General features: G+C 73.4%; 14 protein-coding genes and 1 pseudogene. 9 read left to right on the top strand and 6 right to left on the bottom strand.

Going from position 1 to position 16,216, the window contains the following annotated elements; genetic code table 11:
- Positions 1–159: 159 nt before the first annotated feature.
- Positions 160–1,605 carry a glyceraldehyde-3-phosphate dehydrogenase gene (locus IE177_RS31255; protein WP_190018830.1) on the top strand — a complete coding sequence of 482 codons (1,446 nt, stop codon included), beginning with the start codon at positions 160–162 and terminating at the stop codon, positions 1,603–1,605.
- 75 nt (positions 1,606–1,680) lie between these two features.
- On the opposite strand, the gene IE177_RS31250 is transcribed toward IE177_RS31255, so the two are convergent.
- From IE177_RS31250 to IE177_RS31235, 4 genes are all read right to left on the bottom strand, one after another.
- Positions 1,681–3,606 carry a collagenase gene (locus tag IE177_RS31250; protein WP_190018829.1) on the bottom strand — a complete coding sequence of 642 codons (1,926 nt, stop codon included), beginning with the start codon at positions 3,604–3,606 and terminating at the stop codon, positions 1,681–1,683.
- A gap of 145 nt (positions 3,607–3,751) precedes the next feature.
- A complete protein-coding gene (locus IE177_RS31245; protein ID WP_190018828.1) occupies positions 3,752–4,705 on the bottom strand; it encodes a LysR family transcriptional regulator in 954 nt (317 codons plus the stop codon).
- 139 nt (positions 4,706–4,844) lie between these two features.
- Positions 4,845–5,516 (bottom strand): class F sortase, encoded by a 672-nt coding sequence (locus IE177_RS31240; RefSeq protein WP_190018827.1) that lies wholly within the window; start codon positions 5,514–5,516, stop codon positions 4,845–4,847.
- Between the two features lie 152 nt (positions 5,517–5,668).
- On the bottom strand, positions 5,669–6,268 hold the full coding sequence (locus IE177_RS31235; protein ID WP_190018826.1) for a hypothetical protein: 600 nt from the start codon (positions 6,266–6,268) through the stop codon (positions 5,669–5,671).
- Positions 6,269–6,523: 255 nt separating this feature from the next.
- Between IE177_RS31235 and IE177_RS31230 the strand changes: the two genes are divergently transcribed.
- The 5 genes from IE177_RS31230 to IE177_RS31210 all read left to right on the top strand — a co-directional run bounded on the left by IE177_RS31230 (position 6,524) and on the right by IE177_RS31210 (position 10,738).
- Entirely contained in the window at positions 6,524–7,402 is an 879-nt protein-coding gene (locus tag IE177_RS31230; protein ID WP_190018825.1) for an SCO6745 family protein, read from the top strand.
- A gap of 67 nt (positions 7,403–7,469) precedes the next feature.
- Positions 7,470–8,336, top strand: coding sequence for a fructosamine kinase family protein (locus IE177_RS31225; RefSeq protein ID WP_190018824.1), 867 nt, complete (start codon positions 7,470–7,472; stop codon positions 8,334–8,336).
- Positions 8,337–8,589: 253 nt separating this feature from the next.
- Positions 8,590–8,781 (top strand): putative ATP-grasp-modified RiPP, encoded by a 192-nt coding sequence (tgmA, locus tag IE177_RS31220; protein WP_020938095.1) that lies wholly within the window; start codon positions 8,590–8,592, stop codon positions 8,779–8,781.
- 17 nt (positions 8,782–8,798) lie between these two features.
- On the top strand, positions 8,799–9,782 hold the full coding sequence (tgmB, locus tag IE177_RS31215) for an ATP-grasp ribosomal peptide maturase (RefSeq protein ID WP_190018823.1): 984 nt from the start codon (positions 8,799–8,801) through the stop codon (positions 9,780–9,782).
- 35 nt (positions 9,783–9,817) lie between these two features.
- A complete protein-coding gene (locus IE177_RS31210; protein WP_190018822.1) occupies positions 9,818–10,738 on the top strand; it encodes a Gfo/Idh/MocA family protein in 921 nt (306 codons plus the stop codon).
- A gap of 57 nt (positions 10,739–10,795) precedes the next feature.
- Here IE177_RS31210 and IE177_RS31205 read toward each other — a convergent pair whose 3' ends face one another.
- Positions 10,796–11,704 carry a GNAT family N-acetyltransferase gene (locus IE177_RS31205; RefSeq protein ID WP_190018821.1) on the bottom strand — a complete coding sequence of 303 codons (909 nt, stop codon included), beginning with the start codon at positions 11,702–11,704 and terminating at the stop codon, positions 10,796–10,798.
- A 283-nt stretch (positions 11,705–11,987) separates the two neighbouring features.
- Here IE177_RS31205 and IE177_RS31200 point away from each other — a divergent pair, with 283 nt between their 5' ends.
- Positions 11,988–13,094 carry a PP2C family protein-serine/threonine phosphatase gene (locus tag IE177_RS31200; protein ID WP_190018820.1) on the top strand — a complete coding sequence of 369 codons (1,107 nt, stop codon included), beginning with the start codon at positions 11,988–11,990 and terminating at the stop codon, positions 13,092–13,094.
- A 34-nt stretch (positions 13,095–13,128) separates the two neighbouring features.
- Here IE177_RS31200 and IE177_RS35645 read toward each other — a convergent pair.
- Positions 13,129–13,266 (bottom strand): annotated as a pseudogene (locus IE177_RS35645) (AsnC family transcriptional regulator); the annotation flags it as partial.
- 211 nt (positions 13,267–13,477) lie between these two features.
- Between IE177_RS35645 and IE177_RS31195 the strand changes: the two are divergent.
- Both IE177_RS31195 and IE177_RS31190 read left to right on the top strand, forming a co-directional pair.
- Positions 13,478–14,722 carry a serine hydrolase domain-containing protein gene (locus tag IE177_RS31195; RefSeq protein ID WP_190018819.1) on the top strand — a complete coding sequence of 415 codons (1,245 nt, stop codon included), beginning with the start codon at positions 13,478–13,480 and terminating at the stop codon, positions 14,720–14,722.
- A gap of 117 nt (positions 14,723–14,839) precedes the next feature.
- On the top strand, positions 14,840–16,072 hold the full coding sequence (locus IE177_RS31190) for a cytochrome P450 family protein (protein WP_190018818.1): 1,233 nt from the start codon (positions 14,840–14,842) through the stop codon (positions 16,070–16,072).
- Positions 16,073–16,216 lie beyond the last annotated feature (144 nt).

Raw genomic sequence — 16,216 nt, 5'->3', positions numbered from 1 at the left:
GCGCGACCCGGGTTTCTCGCGCACTTCACCCTGATTCAGGAACGGGCCCCCCGGAGGCGGTGAGGATGCCGGTTCCCGGCACCCCCTGACAGGCCCATCAAATGATCGAAGTAGGGTGTGGTTACCATATGAGCGCTGCCTAGCTCGAAAGATAGATCTGTGACTGTCAACGACGACTCGTTCACCAACTGGATGCACCGCGAGGAAATCGCGGAGTCCATGATCCCGATCATCGGAAAGCTGCACCGCGAGCGGGACGTGACCGTCCTGCTGCACAGCCGCTCGCTGGTGAACAAGTCGGTGGTCAGCATCCTCAAGACGCACCGCTTCGCCCGGCAGATCGCCGGCGCCGAGCTGTCGGTCACCGAGACCATGCCGTTCCTGCGGGCCCTGACCACTCTCGACCTCGGGCCCTCCCAGATCGACCTCGGCATGCTCGCGACCATGTACAAGGCCGACGAGCGCGGCCTGAGCGTCGAGGAGTTCACCGCCGAGGCCGTCGCGGGCGCCACCGGCGCCAACAAGATCGAGCGCCGTGAGCCGCGCGACGTCGTCCTGTACGGCTTCGGCCGCATCGGGCGGCTCGTCGCCCGGCTGCTGATCGAGAAGGCGGGCTCCGGCAACGGCCTGCGGCTGCGCGCCATCGTCGTGCGCGGCGGCGGCCCGCGCGACATCGTCAAGCGCGCCTCGCTGCTGCGCCGGGACTCCATCCACGGCCAGTTCCAGGGCACCATCACGGTGGACGAGGACAGCAGCACGATCGTGGCCAACGGCAACGCGATCAAGGTCATCTACGCCGACGACCCGTCGCACGTGGACTACACCGAGTACGGCGTCCGGGACGCCATCCTCATCGACAACACCGGCAAGTGGCGCGACCGCGAGGGCCTGTCGAAGCACCTGCGCCCCGGCATCGAGAAGGTCGTCCTGACCGCGCCGGGCAAGGGCGACGTCCCGAACATCGTGCACGGCGTCAACCACGACACCGTCAAGCCGGACGAGCAGATCCTGTCCTGCGCCTCCTGCACCACCAACGCCATCGTGCCGCCGCTGAAGGCGATGGACGACGAGTACGGTGTGCTGCGCGGCCACGTGGAGACCGTCCACTCGTTCACCAACGACCAGAACCTGCTGGACAACTACCACAAGTCCGAGCGCCGTGGCCGGTCCGCGCCGCTCAACATGGTGATCACCGAGACCGGTGCCGCCTCCGCCGTCGCCAAGGCGCTGCCCGAGCTCAAGGCGAAGATCAGCGGCAGCTCGATCCGCGTCCCGGTGCCGGACGTCTCGATCGCGATCCTCAACCTGCAGCTGGCCCGCGAGGCCACCCGCGAGGAGGTCCACGACTACCTGCGCGAGGTGTCGCTGACCTCGCCGCTCAAGCGCCAGATCGACTTCATCACGGCGCCCGACGCGGTCTCCAGCGACTTCATCGGATCGCGCCACGCCTCGATCGTGGACGCCGGCGCCCTCAAGGTCGACGGCGACAACGCGATCCTCTACCTCTGGTACGACAACGAGTTCGGCTACTCCTGCCAGGTCGTGCGGGTCGTCCAGCACGTCTCGGGCGTGGAGTACCCGACGTACCCGGCGACGGCGGTCTGACGCCGGAGTCCCACGCGTGCGGGCGGCCGCCGACCGGAGTTCCGGTCGGCGGCCGCCGTGCCGGGATGCGTACGGTCAGGCCGGCGCCGGCCTGGCACAGGCGCCGGCGGCGCACGCCGTGAGCCACTGGTCGAAGTCGGCGTCGTAGCGGGTGCCGATGCCGTCGGCGTAGACGGCGTATCCGCCGGCGTAGTCACCGGCGCGGAAACGGGTGAGCATGCGCTGGATGTCGTCGGGGTGCCGTTCGGCCATGTAGCGCACGGCGAGGTAGCCCCACGGGTAGGTGCGGGTGACGTCGCTGTTCTCGTAGGTGTTCTGGAACAGGGTGCTCAGCCTGTAGGTGTGCCGGCCGGCCTCCTGGACCGCCTGGTCGTCGGCGAGGCCCCGGTAGGTGTAGGAGACGTACTCCGCCAGGCCCTCGATCCACCACACGTCGGGCACGGAGACCTGCTGGGCGAAGTCGCCCTTCATGTCGTCGCGGGCGTCCAGGAAGTGCGTGTACTCGTGGTTGAGGTTCCAGATGCGGGCCGGGAAGCCGTTGTCGCGGTCCTTCTGGTACATGATCGACGTCGCCTCGTTCGCCGGGTCGGACGGGTCGCCCTCCAGCGTCATGCCGCCGTTGTCGGTGCTGATGCCGTAGATCGTGCCGGCGTATGTCTGGTAGTCGGCGCGGGAGGCGAAGACCACGAGCTGCAGGCTGGAGACGTACTGGCCGGGTATCGGGCCGTCGGCGCGCACGAGCGAGCGGAAGCGGGCGTCCTGGCCGAGGACGCTCGCGCAGGCGGCGTCGAGGTCGGCCGCGGTCAGCGACTGGGCCCGGACGGTGACGTTCCCGTCGCAGGGGTGGACGGTGGGCAGGACCGCCCTGGTGAGCCTGTCCGGCAGGTCGCAGACGTCGTAGTACGAGCAGTTGACGCCGTCGTAGTAGTTCGCCTGTGTCGCCACGGCCACCCAGAGCCCGGCCGTCGGGCCGGTGATCGCCGTCGCGTCCAGCAGCTCCCTGGTCAACGGGGCGACGGTGTCACGCAGTTCCGGGTGCTCGACGTAACGGGCGAGGTTCATGCCGGCGTTGGAGTCCAGGAAGGCCAGACCCGTGCCGAGCAGGTCGGTGTTGGCCAGCGCGAAGTCGTACAGGGTGTCGATGACACGCGGGTCGGCGTCGACCGCCTTCACGTACTGCGGGTTCCAGTTTCCGCGCCACAGGGGCGTGTAGACGTCGTTGACGGCGCGGACCATGCTGTCCACGGCGTCGTAGGAGCTGTCGTGGTCGTTCAGCAGCCGCCGGTAGACGTACAGGTACCGGCCCTGCTGGTCGGCGCTGTCGGTGAGGATGACGCTCTCGCCCAGGATGTCCCCGTTGGCCGCGCTGACGTCACGGGAGTGGGGGCGGGCGAAGAAGGTGTCCAGGCCCGCCGTGACGGCGGAGGTGAGCCGGGAGGTGTACGGGCCCACGTCACCGGCGTGGTTGAACTGGACGTAGTACCCGGCGCGCAGGAACAGCACCAGTTGCTCCAGGCTGCCCGAGTTGTCGCCGCGGTACTGCCCGGCCGTGCTGCGGAAGGCTTTCGCCACGGTCAGCATCTGGTCCTGGCGGAAGACGTCGTGCGCGTCCTTGCCGGTGACCGAGAAGAGGGTGCTGACGCAGTCCGTGGTCGACGACCTGACATACGAGACGAGTGCCGTGCCGGTGCGTCCGCCGAAGTCGGCCGGGGTGCAGGAGGCCGCGGCGGCACCGGGACGGCTTCGGTGGTCTCGCGTGAGCAAGGGTGCCAGTGGCGGGAGCTGGGCCGGGCTGAGCTGCTCCGCCCGGGCCGCGGGACGTTCGGTCGCCGCAGTGGCCGCACCCGTGGGTGACGGCTTGGGAACGGCCTTGCGGGGTGCTGTCGCGGCCGTGTGCGGCTGGGGAGCGGCCAGGGCCGGTGGGGACAGCAGGCCGGCCACGGTGACGCAGACGGCGGCGGCGCCGGCCATGCGTCCGGGCAGCGCGAAGCGATAGCGCATCTGGATGCCTCCACGAAGGGATGCGCCTCGGTGGGGTGTTGAGGCGTGTGAGGCACTGTCTCAGCGGGGCGCCCCCACAACAACGGTGTGTGACATAGCACATGACACAGCTCGCTCATAACATCGCGGTGCGGCCCGGCCGGCGCTACGCCCCGGCGGCGTTCCAGGTCCGCGAGGCCCAGGTGCGCAGGTGCGGTGCCTGGGCGACGAGGTCGCGGTACGCGGCGGTGGCGGACTCGAACACCGCCTCCACCACGTCGTCGCCGACGGCTCCGGGCCGCCAGGCGAGCACATAACGGCACCACAGCGGGGAGCCGGACAGCGGCTTGACGACGACCTGCGGCATCGGCCGCAGGGTGGGCTGCACGAGCGACACACCGAGACCGTCGGCGATCATGCTCTGCAGCTGGGTCTGGTCGCCCAGGAACTCGTGCACGGTGACCGGGGTGAAGCCGGCCGCCGCGCAGGCGTCGTAGAACACCCCCGGCCAGCCCGCGCCGTCGTCCGGCGTCACGAACCAGGCGTCCTCTGCCAGGTCGGCCAGCTGCACCTGGGCGCGCTGCCGCAGCCGGTGCCGGGCGGGCAGGGCGACGAACGTCGGCTCGGTGACTATCCCGCGGTGCCGGACGGCGCCGGAGTGGCGCAGCTCCATGCCCGGGTAGTCGGCGGCGATGGCGATGTCCGCCGTGCCGTCCTCGAGCAGTTCCACGATCCGCGAGGAGGCGTAGACGCTGTTGACGGCGAGGGAGAGCTCCGGCAGCCGGGCGCGGACGCGGGAGACCGTGCCGGACAGCATGGGCGAGTTGGTCGCGGCCACGCGGAGGGTGCGGCGGGGCCGCTCGGCGGCCGGACGGTGGCCGATGGCGTCGGCGCGGACCAGGACGTCGCGGGCCTGGGCGACGACCTCGGCGCCGTAGCGGGTCGGGCGCACTCCGCTCGTGCCGCGCTCGAAGAGCGGCTCGCCGAAGTGGCGCTCGATGCGCCGCAGCTGGGTGCTGACGGCGGGCTGGGAGTACCCGAGCTGCGCGGCGGCGCGGCCCACACTGCCCGCGTCGGCGATCGCGCACAGCACCCGCAGGTGCCGGAGCTCCAGCTCCATCCGTCCACTCCCCCGTTTCCGGCCCGCGTCCGGGCCCGTGAGACCGGTCCGCGGGTCCGGTGCCCACGGCCACCGCCGGCCGGGAGACCGGCCGGCGGACCGAAGCGTTCCACGGCGCCCCGGTGCGCACAAGTCGCGGTCACACCAGGTGGGCGAAGACCACCAGGTTCTCGGTGTAGTCCCGCACCGAGTGGTCGTAGTCCCCCGAGCAGGTGATCAGCCGGACCTCGGGCCGCGCGGTGTCGGCGTACACACGCCTGCTGGGGAAGTCGTCCTTCGGGAAGTTCTCGGCGTCGTCCACCACGAACTGAGCCGTCCGGCCGTCGGCGCGCTCGACCGAGAACCGGTCGCCCGGCCGGAGGGCGTAGAGGCCGGCGAAGACGGCGGCGGAGGTCTTCGTGTCGACGTGCCCGGCGATGATCGCGGTGCCCCGCTCGCCGGGGGTGGCCCCCTTGGCGTACCAGCCCACGAGGTTGGTGTCGCCCGCCGGCGGCGGCTCCAGCTGGCCCGTGGCGCCGATCGAGAGGGGGGTGAACGGGGCGTTCACCGAGATCTTGGGGATGAGCAGACGGGTCGGCTCGGACCGGGGCAGCGCCTCACCGGGCTCCCGCGGGTCGGCCGGCGCGGTGAAGCCCGCGCTAGGCACGGGGGGCACCGCCGGCGGCGCCGCACCGGAGCTCCGGTGGCCGCCGAGCATGCCGACGGCGAGGACGGCGATCGCCACGCCCCACAGTGCCAGCCGCCCGCCGCGGCCGGTGTTCGGCTCGTGCGGCGCCGGTTCGGGGCTCGGGGAGGACGGATCTGCTGTCATCGGACACCACCTCACTCGGCACGGCAGCGCGGGATCATGGGCACAGGAAGGGCACGCCGCCGAAAACGGCGTCCAGGGGCCCGCGGGGGCGCGGGCCGCCGACACGGTGGTCGCGCCGACGGCCTCCGCGGCCCCTGGCAGGTGTCACCGCGTCAGGCCGCCGGCCCGCCGGCCTTCCTGCGGCGCAGCGCGTACATCCCGGTGGCTCCTACCGCCAGCACCGCCAGACCGCCCGCGGTGACACCCGGATCGGCGAGCCCGCCGCCACCGGTGTGCATGCCGCCGTGCGGCTTGTCGTGGCCGTCGTCGCCCCACTCGTCCTTGTCGCGGCCGCCGTCCTCGCCCTTCTCCCCCTTGTCTCCTCTGTCTCCCTTCTCTCCTTTCTCGCCCTTGTCGCCCTTGTCGCCCTTGTCTCGGTAGCTGTCGGGGTCGAACCGGCTGTCGCCGCCGTCCGAGCCCGAACCCCAGTCGTCGCCCCGCACCACGGTGGCGAGCGCTCCGCCACCCGTGTGCATTCCGCCGCGCGGCTCGCCGCGTCCGCGGTCGCTGTCGTGTTCCTTGCCGTAGTCCTTGTCGTGGTCGCCGTCGGAGCCCTTGCCGTGGTCGCCGCCGGAGTCGCTGTCCCGGCTGTACGAGGAGTCGTCACGGCCTGAGTCGTCCCCACCGTGGGAGGCGAACGCGGCGCCCGGCGTGGCGAAGGCGAGGGCGGCGGAGACCGCCGCCGTAGCCAGGAGCATGCGGGCAGAACGCATAGTGATGTCCTTCCGGCGCGGCCGGGCAGCGGATACCTCATCAGCTGGACAGACCCGACCCCTACGTGAACCACCGTCAGCGACGGCCGCGACTCCCACCAGCCGGGCCGCCCAGCCGTGGCACCGCACCACCCGTCTTGCCCAAGCTCCTGCGCCACCCGCGCGCCGTCGGCCGCCGCGCGCACTTGTTATGACAGTGGTCATGGAGCAGGCTGGCACCGGGAGCACTGCAGGGTGACGCGGCGGGAGGCAGCGGTGGCGGACGGAATGGCGCGGGTGCTGTGGGAGCGGTACGAGCCGGTGCACGATCTCGTGTACTTCACCCGGGAGGCGCGGCGGGCCGCGGACACGCTCGGGATGCACGGCTTCTGGATGGGGTACTTCGCGCTGCGGGCCGCGCCGCTCGGCCCCGTCCGCCCGGCCGTGGTGACGAGCTGCTTCTACGTCTTCCATCCCGCCCGTGTGGCCCGCGCGCTGCCGGACGCCTGGGACTGCGCGCCTCCCGCCGAGGTGCTCGAGGCGCGCCTGGACGCCATGGACGCGGCGATGACCGGACTGTTCGGACCGGACGTCGTCGGCTCCGCCGAGTTCGCGCAGGCCGCGGACCTCGCCTGGGAGGCGGCGGCAGCGGCTGACACAACGGGCCGGGTCCTGGCCGCCGCCAACCAGGCGCTGGGGCGCCCGGAGCGGCCCACCGCGCGTCTGTGGCAGGCCGTGACGACCCTGCGCGAGCACCGTGGGGACGGTCACGTCGCGGTGCTCGTGAGCCTGGGGCTCGGGCCGGTCGACGCCATGGTGCTCAAGGCGGCGGCCGGCGAGTCCGACGCGGCGTTCCTGCGGGAGACGCGCAGGTGGGGACAGGAGGACTGGGCGGCGGCCACGGCACGGCAGCGGGAACGGGGGCGGCTCGCCGCCGACGGTTCGCTCACGCCGGGCGGGGCGGCCCTGCGCGCGGAGGTGGAGGCGCTGACCGACGCGGCGGCCGAGGAGCCGTGGGCCGCGCTCGGCGCCGGCCGCAGCGCCCGGCTGGCCGAGCTGCTTCAGCCGCTGGCCCGCGCCGTCGACGGCGCGGGCCTGCTGCCGCCCGGCAACCCGGTGGGTCTGACCCGCGCGTCGCACCCGGCAGCCCGCTGAGGACCGCCCCGCCGTGGGCTCGAAACGCCCTGCGGGGGGACCGGGTTGCGGGTCGTACGCTGAAGCCGTGGTCAACCGAGACGAGGATCCGGGTCAGGCTGCGTCCCGGCTCACCGGACGCCCGGTCACCGGCGGTCGAGCGGTGCCCGGGTCACCCGCCGAGGTGCTGCTGGACGGCGGGACGGCGGTGATGGTCAAACGCGGCGACGCCCCTGGGGCCGTACGTGCCGAGGTGGCCGGGCTGCGCTGGCTGGCCGCGGCGGACGCGGTCCGGGTGCCGGCGGTACTCGGGCACGACGAGCACTGGATGGTGAGTGAGCGCGTGCCGGCCGGGCAGCCCGGCCCCGCGGCGGCGCTGCGTTTCGGCCGGGCGCTGGCCGCCCTGCACGCGGCGGGGGCACCGCACTTCGGCGCCCCGCCGCCCGGCGGACCCGAGGAGGCGTACATCGGCCTCGCTCCCATGCGAAACGCGCCGGGGGCCGACTGGCCGCGCTGGTACGCCGAGCACCGCGTGCTGCCGTACGTGCGCGGCGCGGTCGACCGCGGCACGCTGAGCCCGGCCGAGGCGGCCGTGTTCGAGCGGGTCTGCGACCGGCTGCCGGACCTGGCGGGGCCGGCCGAGCCACCTGCCCGGCTGCACGGCGACCTGTGGAACGGGAACGTGCTGTGGGGCGCCGACGGCGAGGTCCGGCTGATCGACCCGGCCGCGCACGGCGGGCACCGGGAGACCGACCTCGCGATGCTGGAACTGTTCGGCTGCCCTCATCTGGAGCGGGTGCTGGCCGGGTACGAGGAGGCGGCTCCGACGGCCGGCGGCCGGCGCGAGCGCGTGGGGATGCACCAGCTCTTCCCGCTGCTGGTGCACGCGGTGCTGTTCGGCCGGGGATACGCCGAACGGGCCCTGGCGGCGGCGCGGGACGCGCTCGCGAGGTGACCCGGCACCGGCCCGTGGACCACCCACCCGGCCGGGTGTGATTTCCGACACTCCGTCACCGTCCGCCCGGGGGTGCGTGGCCGCCGTCGGCGGTGGCGCGGGAGTGCCCCGCCCCGGGCCATCCGGGCTCCGCCGCTTCCGTGTACGCGGCACCCGCAGGGCCGGGTCCGCGGACCATGGTCACGCAAAGTAAGGAAACCAACCACCCGTTCGATTCGTATAAGGACGTGAAAGCCTAATCAGGGAGAGACCAATGCAACCGTTCACGCTCAACTACGCGCGGCCCGCAGTGCAGTTGGACGTCACCACTCCGTACGCGTACGACTCCGGACTGCAGTTGAACGTCCTCCCGGACGGGCGGATCGCCGCCACCGACCACGCAACCCTGCGAGCCCTCGGAACCACGACGTCGACCGCCGGTTCCAAGACGCACTTCGACGACTGAACAGCGGGCCCCGAACGATGACCGTGCTCATCCTGACCAGTGAAGAGGACGTGACGGCGGACATGGTGGTCCTCCGGCTCGGCGAGGCCGGCGTGCCCGTCGTCCGGCTCGATCCCGCCGATCTGACCAACGGGGTCGCGCTGTCGGGCGAGTACGTGCAGGGCTCCAGCCGCGGGCATCTGTCCGTCGGCGGACGCCTGGTGAGCATGAACGGCCTGCGCTCCGTCTGGCTGCGCAGGCCCGGAGCGGCGGCCGCCCGTGCCGCCCAGCCGTCCGCCTGGCTGACGGAGGAGTCGTCGCAGGCGCTGTACGGCATGCTGCGGTCCACCGGCGCGCGCTGGATGAACCATCCGGACGCCGCCCGCCGCGCTCGTCACAAGCCCTGGCAGCTGCACCTGGCCCAGCACAGCGGACTCCCGGTGCCGGCCACACTGATCACGACGTTCCCGCAGGCCGCGCGGGAGTTCGCGGAGCGCTTCCCGGACCTGGTGGTCAAGCCGGTCTCCGGTGCGCATCCGCAGGAGCCGCCGCGCGCGGTGCCGACCAGCCGCGTCGCGCCGGACACGGACTTCTCGGCGGTCGCCTACGGTCCGACGCTGTTGCAGCGCCGGGTCGCCAAGCGGGCCGACATCCGGCTCACCGTCGTCGGCGACACCCTGCTGGCCGCACGCAAGCCCGCCGACCCCGACGCGCATCCCGACGACGTGGACGTGCGCTTCGCCCCTTCGGTCTCCCCCTGGCTGCCCGCGGACGTGCCCCCGCGCGTCGCCGAGGGCGTACTGCGCTACCTCCGGGAGGCCGAACTGGCCTACGGCGCGTTCGACTTCGCGGAGGACGCCGACGGGATCTGGTGGTTCCTGGAGTGCAACCAGTCGGGCCAGTTCGGCTTCGTCGAGATGGACACCGGCCAGCCGATCGCGGCCACCATCGCCAAGTGGCTTGCCGAACCGGGCAGTTCGGAGCGATCGACTGCGAACGGCAACCGGAGCGCGGCATCGTGAGGGTGCGGGGAACGGCTCGGAGGAAGGAACGCGACATGCGCATCGGACTGCTGGGCACGGGCCCGTGGGCCCGGACGGCGTACGCTCCCGCGCTCGCCGGACACACCGGCGTGCGGTTCACCGGGGTGTGGGGGCGCCGGCCGGAGGCGGCCACGGAGCTGGCGGAGCGGTACGGCGTCGCCGCCTACGGCGACGTGGACGCGCTGCTGGCCGACGTGGACGCGGTGGCGGTGGCACTGCCGCCGTCCGTGCAGGCCGACCTGGCGGCACGCGCGGCGCGGGCGGGCAGGCACCTGCTGCTGGACAAGCCGCTGGCGGTGTCGGTGGCCGAGGCGCGGGCCGTCGTGGACGCCGTGGAGCGGGCCCAGGTCGCCTCGGTGGTGTTCTTCACCGCCCGGTTCCAGAAGGAGCCGGAGGCCTGGATCGAGGAACAAGCCTCCGTGGCGGGCTGGTTCACGGCCCGGGCACAGTGGCTGGGGGCGGTGTTCACCGGCGACAGTCCCTTCGCGGCCTCCCCGTGGCGGCGGGAGAAGGGCGCCCTGTGGGACGTCGGTCCGCACGCCCTGTCGGTACTGCTGCCGGTGCTGGGCGACGTACGGCACGTCGCGGCGGCCGCGTACGGTCCCGCGGACACCGTGCACCTGGTGCTCGACCACGCCACCGGCGCGTCGAGCACCCTCACGCTGAGCCTGACGGCCCCGCCCGCGGCGGCCGGGGCCGACGTGGAACTGCGGGGCGAGGCGGGGGTCTCGCTCCTGCCGGGCAGTTCCGAGGGAGCGGTCCCCGCGCTCTCGCGCGCCGCCGACGCCCTGGTGGCGGCCGCCCGCACGGGCCGCCCGCACCCCTGCGACGCCGCGTTCGGCCTTCGCGTCACCGAGATCCTCGCGAGCGCGCACGACATGCTGACGGGCGGCGCGGACCGGGACCAGGCCGCCGGGCCGGGCCCGGCGGCCTGACCCGGCGGACGCGCTCCGGCGATCACCGCGCCGTCGGCGAGTCAGGGCGTCAGCGCGTCACCGGGCGCCCGCACCCCGGTCGGCCCAGTAGTTGACGCGTTCCCGTACGACCGGGTAGCCGGCCCTGGTGAAGTGGGCGGCCATCGGGAAGTTGGCCTGGTCGGTGGCGGCGGCGATGAACTCGGCGCCGTGTCCGGCCAGGAAGTGGGTGCACTCGGCGAGGAGGTCGTAGGCGTACCCGTGACCGCGCTGCTCCGGTACGACGCCGACGAAGCCGACGCACGGTCCGGAGGGGTTGTGGGCGGGGATGTGGATGCCGACCGGCTCGCCGCCGGGGGTGCGGGCGATCTGCCACCAGTCACGCGGTGACGGCATCCAGTGGAAGACGTCGAGTTCCTCCCGCGCGGCCTGGTCGACCCCGCCCTCCTCGATGGCCCGGCGGGCGTGGGCGTCCAGCGTGACGGAGTGGATGCGGCGCAACAGGCCGAGGAAGACGGCGTCGTCGGGCTCGGGTGCGAACACGAGGCGTCCGGGCCGCTCCGGCAGGCCCAGGTCCGCGGTCCAGCGGTACAGGAAGCGTTCCACCAGCGGCCGGTAGCCGGCCTTCCGGGCGGCGGTGTCACGGGTGCGCACGGCGGCGCGCAGCCCCGGGTCGTCCCGCCAGCCGCTGGGCAGGTCGAGGTCGACCTCGTCGGGATGCCAGGGCGCGCTCCGCACGAGTTCGGCGCCCGCCTCCTCCTCGCCCTCGGCGACGTCGAGCCAGTTGATCAGCAGCGGCTCGGTGTCCTCGGGCCGGCCCCACCAGGCGGCGCGGGCCACGGTGCGGTCCCCGCGCAGGGCGATGCGCTGCCAGTCGGGGCGGAAGCGGGTCCGGCGGTGCTTCTCGCGGAAGCCCAGCGGGTCGGGCATGGTGTGGAAAAGGTGTGCACTGCTGTCGTCGAGCGTGCGGATGACCAGATCGGTCACGGATCCTCCGGGATGCGTTCAGCTGGGTGCGCTCCCGGTCAGGCGTGGCACACCCGGGCGACGGGGAGGGGGGAGCGCAGGATGACAGTGGCCATGACACTCGCCTCCTTCCGTCGGTCTCGGGCGTGCGGGTTTGAGGCTAGGGGGCCGGCTGCGCGGGTGTCCACCGCTTTTTCCCCGGCCCCCGGCTCCGGCCGCACTCCTCCTCTCCCAGCCCTGACGACCTCTGCCGACGGCCCGGCCGGGAGAGGCCCGGCCGGGGCGGGCGGCGTAGCGTGGGACTGTGCGATCGGTGCGCGGCCTGGTGTCGCGCGGGCAGCGGGAGGATCGCGGCTGGCTGCGGGGCGCGCCGCCGCCGTGGTGGGTGCGGGTGCTGCCCGTACTGCTGCTGGTGGCCGTCACCGGGGCCGCGCTGATCACTCCGCACGCGAGCGATCTGGGGTTCCTGCTGGGCGCGATCCCGCCACTGGCGGTCCTGTCGTACGGTCCCCTGGCGACCGCGGCCCTCGGCCTCGGGGTGATCGTGGTGCTGCACCTGCCGGCCACCCATCTGGACCGCCCCGGCAACACCGATCTGCTCACCATCGTGTTCGTGGCCGTACTGAGTGTGTTCGTGTCCTACGTGCGCAGTCACCGGGACGCGCAGCTGCACACGGAGCGGGCGATCGGCGAGGCCGTGCAACGGGCCGTCATGCCGCCGCTGCCGGAGCGCGTGGGGCGCGTCGGGTGCACGGGCTTCTACCGGGCCGCGCAGGACGGGACGCTGGTGGGCGGCGACTTCTTCGACGTGCGGGAGGGGCCGGACGGCGTACGGGCGGTGATGGGCGACGTGCAGGGGCACGGACTGTCCGCGGTCGCGACGGTGGTGTCGCTGCTCGGCGCGTTCCGGGAGGCGGCACTGGACCAGCCCGATCTCGGGTCGGTCGCCGGGCGGATGGACCGCAGGCTGGCGGTGGACTCGCGGGGCGTGCGGCACGCGGAGCTGTTCGCCACGGCGGTGCTGCTGGAGTTCTCGGCCGACGCGCGCTCGGTGCGCGTGCTGGCCTGCGGTCATCCGGCGCCCGTGCTGTTGCGCGAGGGCGAGGCGCTGGAGGTGGCCGTGACGTCGGGCCCGCCGCTGGGACTCGGGGTGGTCGGCGTCGGTCCGCCGAAGGAGGTCACCGTGGCGCTCGGCCCCGGTGACCGGCTGTTCCTCGCCTCCGACGGCGTCTGGGAGGCGCGGGACGCGGCAGGCGCCTTCTATCCGCTGCCCGAACGGCTGGCCGCCCTGACCGGCACGGTGTCCGCCGGTCTGCCGGGCGCGGTGTGGGCGGACCTGCCGCGGCTGCGTTTCGAGGTCCGGGACGACGCCACGATGCTGGTGCTGGCGCCCGGGCCGCCGGTCGCCTGACCGTTCCGCGCCGGCGGGGCGGCCGCGCCGGTCGGCCCACGTCCCACAGGAAGCGGTGGGTGTGGATGCCGAAGTACGGGAAGGACTGGATGTCCCGGACGCCCTCCAGGGGGCGGACCACGTCGTCGACGAAGTCCAGCAGGGCCTTCGGGCCGGGTGCCGCCGACGCCGCCCGTGTCGACGAGGCCGAGGTCGGTGCGGGCCGGCAGCCGCTCGGCCAGCCCGTCCGACAGCCCGTAGGCGCCAGCCGGGATGCCGCCGCCGATGGCCTTGCCGAGGCGGTCCGGCGGGCACGGCCGGACCGGCGCTCCTATGCTGAGTGGGGCCGGGCTCCGACGTCCCGTCCGCCGCGCGGTCTGTGCTCACGTGCTTGGAGTCAGCCCATGTCGCCACCTTCCGCTCGCCTGCGCAGGGGGGTCGTACTCGCCGTGACCGCGGGGACGCTGCTGGCACCGCTGGGCCCGGGGGCCGTGTCCGCCGCCTCCGCGCCGGCCGCGTATGCCGCCGGCTCGCCCACTCCCTCGCCCCCGGGGCCGGAGGTCCGCGCCCTCACCCCCGAGGTGGCGAGCCGGCTCGACGCGTCGGTCCGGCGAGTGATGCGCGAGGCGAACGTGCCAGGGGTGACCGTCGGCATCTGGACCCCGGGCCAGGACGGTTACGTCCGCTCGTTCGGCGTCGCCGACAGGGCGAGCGGCCGGCCGATGGCGCCCGGCCTGTACATGCGCATCGGCAGCGAGACCAAGACGTTCACCGTGACCGCGCTGCTGCAGCTGGTGGGCGAGGGCAAGGCCGGTCTGGACGATCCGATCGGCAGGTACATCGACGGCGTGCCGAACGGCGACCGGATCACCCTGCGGGAGCTGGCCGGCATGCGCAGCGGCCTGTTCAACTACTCCGAGGACGACGCCTTCTTCAAGGCCCTGACGTCCGACCCGCAACGCCCCTTCACACCGCAGCAGTTGCTGGACTACTCCTTCAGGCACCCGGTGCTGTTCCCGCCCGGGCGGAAGTTCGACTACTCCAACACCAACCTGATCCTGCTCGGCCTGGTCGTGGAGCGGCTGAGCGGCCGGCACCTCCAGGACTACCTCAGGCAGCACATCACCGGTCCGGCCGGGATGAGGAACACGTTCCTGCCGACCGGCGCCGAGTTCCCCACGCCGCACGCGCAGGGCTACACCGACCAGACGGCCGACGGGAAGGTCGCCGAGACGGCCGGCTGGAACCCGTCCTGGGGCTGGGCGGCCGGCGCGGCCGTCTCCACCCTGGACGACCTGCACGTGTGGGCGCGCGCGGTCGCCACCGGCCAGTTCCCAGACGGCAGGCGGATGATCAGTCCGGCGCTGCAGAGGCAACGGCTCACCACCCCGCCGACGCCGATCCCCGGCGCCGGGTACGGGCTGGGCATCTTCGACGTCCAGGGATGGATCGGGCACAACGGCTCGCTGCCGGGCTACGAGAGCCTGACCGTCTACCTCCCGGCGTCACGGACCACCCTCGTGGTGCTCCTCAACACCGACATCGACCACGACGGCCAGGAACCCAGCACCCTGTTCGGCCAGGCGATCACCCGGATCATCTCGCCGCGGCACGTCTTCGGCCTGCCCGCCCAGCCGGCGGCCCGGTGACGAAACGACTCGGCCAGTTTCCCGGCCGAGTCGGGCCACGCCGTGGGCCCGCGGCCGATCGGACGGTGTACTGGGCTGCGACCGCCTCACGAGAGGCCGACCAGTCTGGAGACCGTCGTGACCGTCACCGACCGCATCGCCCTCGACCCCTTCGGCACCGACATCGTCGCGGAGTGCGCCCGGCTGCGTGCCCTCGGCCCCGTGGTGCCGGTCGAGCTGCCGGGCGGCATCCCCGCCTGGGCGCCCACCGACTACGGCACGCTCAAGGACCTGATCCTCGATCCCCGCGTCAGCAAGGACGCCCGCCTGCACTGGCGGCTATGGCCGGAGCTGGACCGGCACCCGACCTGGGCCTGGATGGCGAACTGGGTGGGCGTGGTCAGCATGCTCTCCACCTACGGCGCCGACCACACCCGGCTGCGCAAACTGGTGGCGCCGAGCTTCACGCACCGGCGCACGGAGGCGATGCGGCCGCGCGTGGCGGCCCTGACGGCCGAACTGCTCGACGCGCTGGCGGACGAGGCCGCGGACGGCCGTGCCGTGGACCTGCGGGCCGGGCTCGCACACCCGCTGCCGATGCGGATGATCTGCGAACTGCTCGGCGTGCCGGAGGAGTTGCGGCCCGACGCGGGACAGCTCATCGCCGACCTCATGGACACCTCCGACATGAGTCCCGAGCGGGCGGCGTCCGCGCAGCAGCGGATCGGCTCGGTGCTGGGCGCGCTGATCGAGTACCGGCGGGCGCGGCCCGGTGACGACATCACCACGGAGCTGATCCGGGTCCGGGACGACGACGGCGGCCGGCTCTCCGACCAGGAACTGCTGCACACGCTGCTGCTGGTGGTGGGCGCCGGGTTCGAGACCACCGTCAATCTCATCGGCAACGCGGTGGTCGCGCTGCTGACCGACCCGGCGCAGCTGGCGGCCGTGCGCTCCGGGACGGTCGGCTGGGACGGGGTGGTCGACGAGACACTGCGGGTGCATCCGTCCATCGCCGCGCTGCCACTGCGGTTCGCGGTCGACGAGCTGAAGGTGGCCGGCGTCGCGATCCCGGCCGGGGACGCGATCATCACGACGTACGCTGCCGCGGGACTGGACCCCGCCCACTACGGCCCGGACGCGGCGGTGTTCGACGCGGCGCGCGACGCGGAGGACCACCTGGCGTTCGGGATCGGGGTGCACCGCTGCATCGGCGCTCCGCTGGCCCGGCTGGAGGCGCTGACGGCGCTGCCCGCGCTGTTCTCCCGTTTTCCGGGGCTCCGGCTGGCGGTCGACGCCGGTGAGCTGCGGCAGGTGTCGTCGTTCATCGCGCACGGCTGGCAGGAGATCCCGGTCCGGCTGGAGGGCTGAGGCCCGCGCCGGCAGGACGGCTCCGCCGGCGGCCCCGGGGGGTGGGCCGCCGGCGGAGAGGCCGCGCCCGGGGCGGGGGGGGGATGCCCCGGGCGGCTCATCGGGTCTGATGCCCCCCGATCCGCGAGGTATACCCGGCTGCCG

This window comes from Streptomyces lucensis JCM 4490 (assembly GCF_014650035.1).
Taxonomy (GTDB): domain Bacteria; phylum Actinomycetota; class Actinomycetes; order Streptomycetales; family Streptomycetaceae; genus Streptomyces; species Streptomyces lucensis.
The sequence above is the reverse complement of the archived record's forward strand: the minus strand, read 5'-3'. Positions and strand labels throughout refer to the sequence as shown.

Coding starts and splice junctions, on each gene's coding strand:
- IE177_RS31250 (WP_190018829.1), bottom strand. CDS start 3,606: ATGCGCTATCGCTTCGCGCTGCCCGGACGCATGGCCGGCGCCGCCGCC.
- IE177_RS31245 (WP_190018828.1), bottom strand. CDS start 4,705: ATGGAGCTGGAGCTCCGGCACCTGCGGGTGCTGTGCGCGATCGCCGAC.
- IE177_RS31240 (WP_190018827.1), bottom strand. CDS start 5,516: ATGACAGCAGATCCGTCCTCCCCGAGCCCCGAACCGGCGCCGCACGAG.
- IE177_RS31235 (WP_190018826.1), bottom strand. CDS start 6,268: ATGCGTTCTGCCCGCATGCTCCTGGCTACGGCGGCGGTCTCCGCCGCC.
- tgmA (WP_020938095.1), top strand. CDS start 8,590: ATGCAACCGTTCACGCTCAACTACGCGCGGCCCGCAGTGCAGTTGGAC.
- tgmB (WP_190018823.1), top strand. CDS start 8,799: ATGACCGTGCTCATCCTGACCAGTGAAGAGGACGTGACGGCGGACATG.
- IE177_RS31210 (WP_190018822.1), top strand. CDS start 9,818: ATGCGCATCGGACTGCTGGGCACGGGCCCGTGGGCCCGGACGGCGTAC.
- IE177_RS31195 (WP_190018819.1), top strand. CDS start 13,478: ATGTCGCCACCTTCCGCTCGCCTGCGCAGGGGGGTCGTACTCGCCGTG.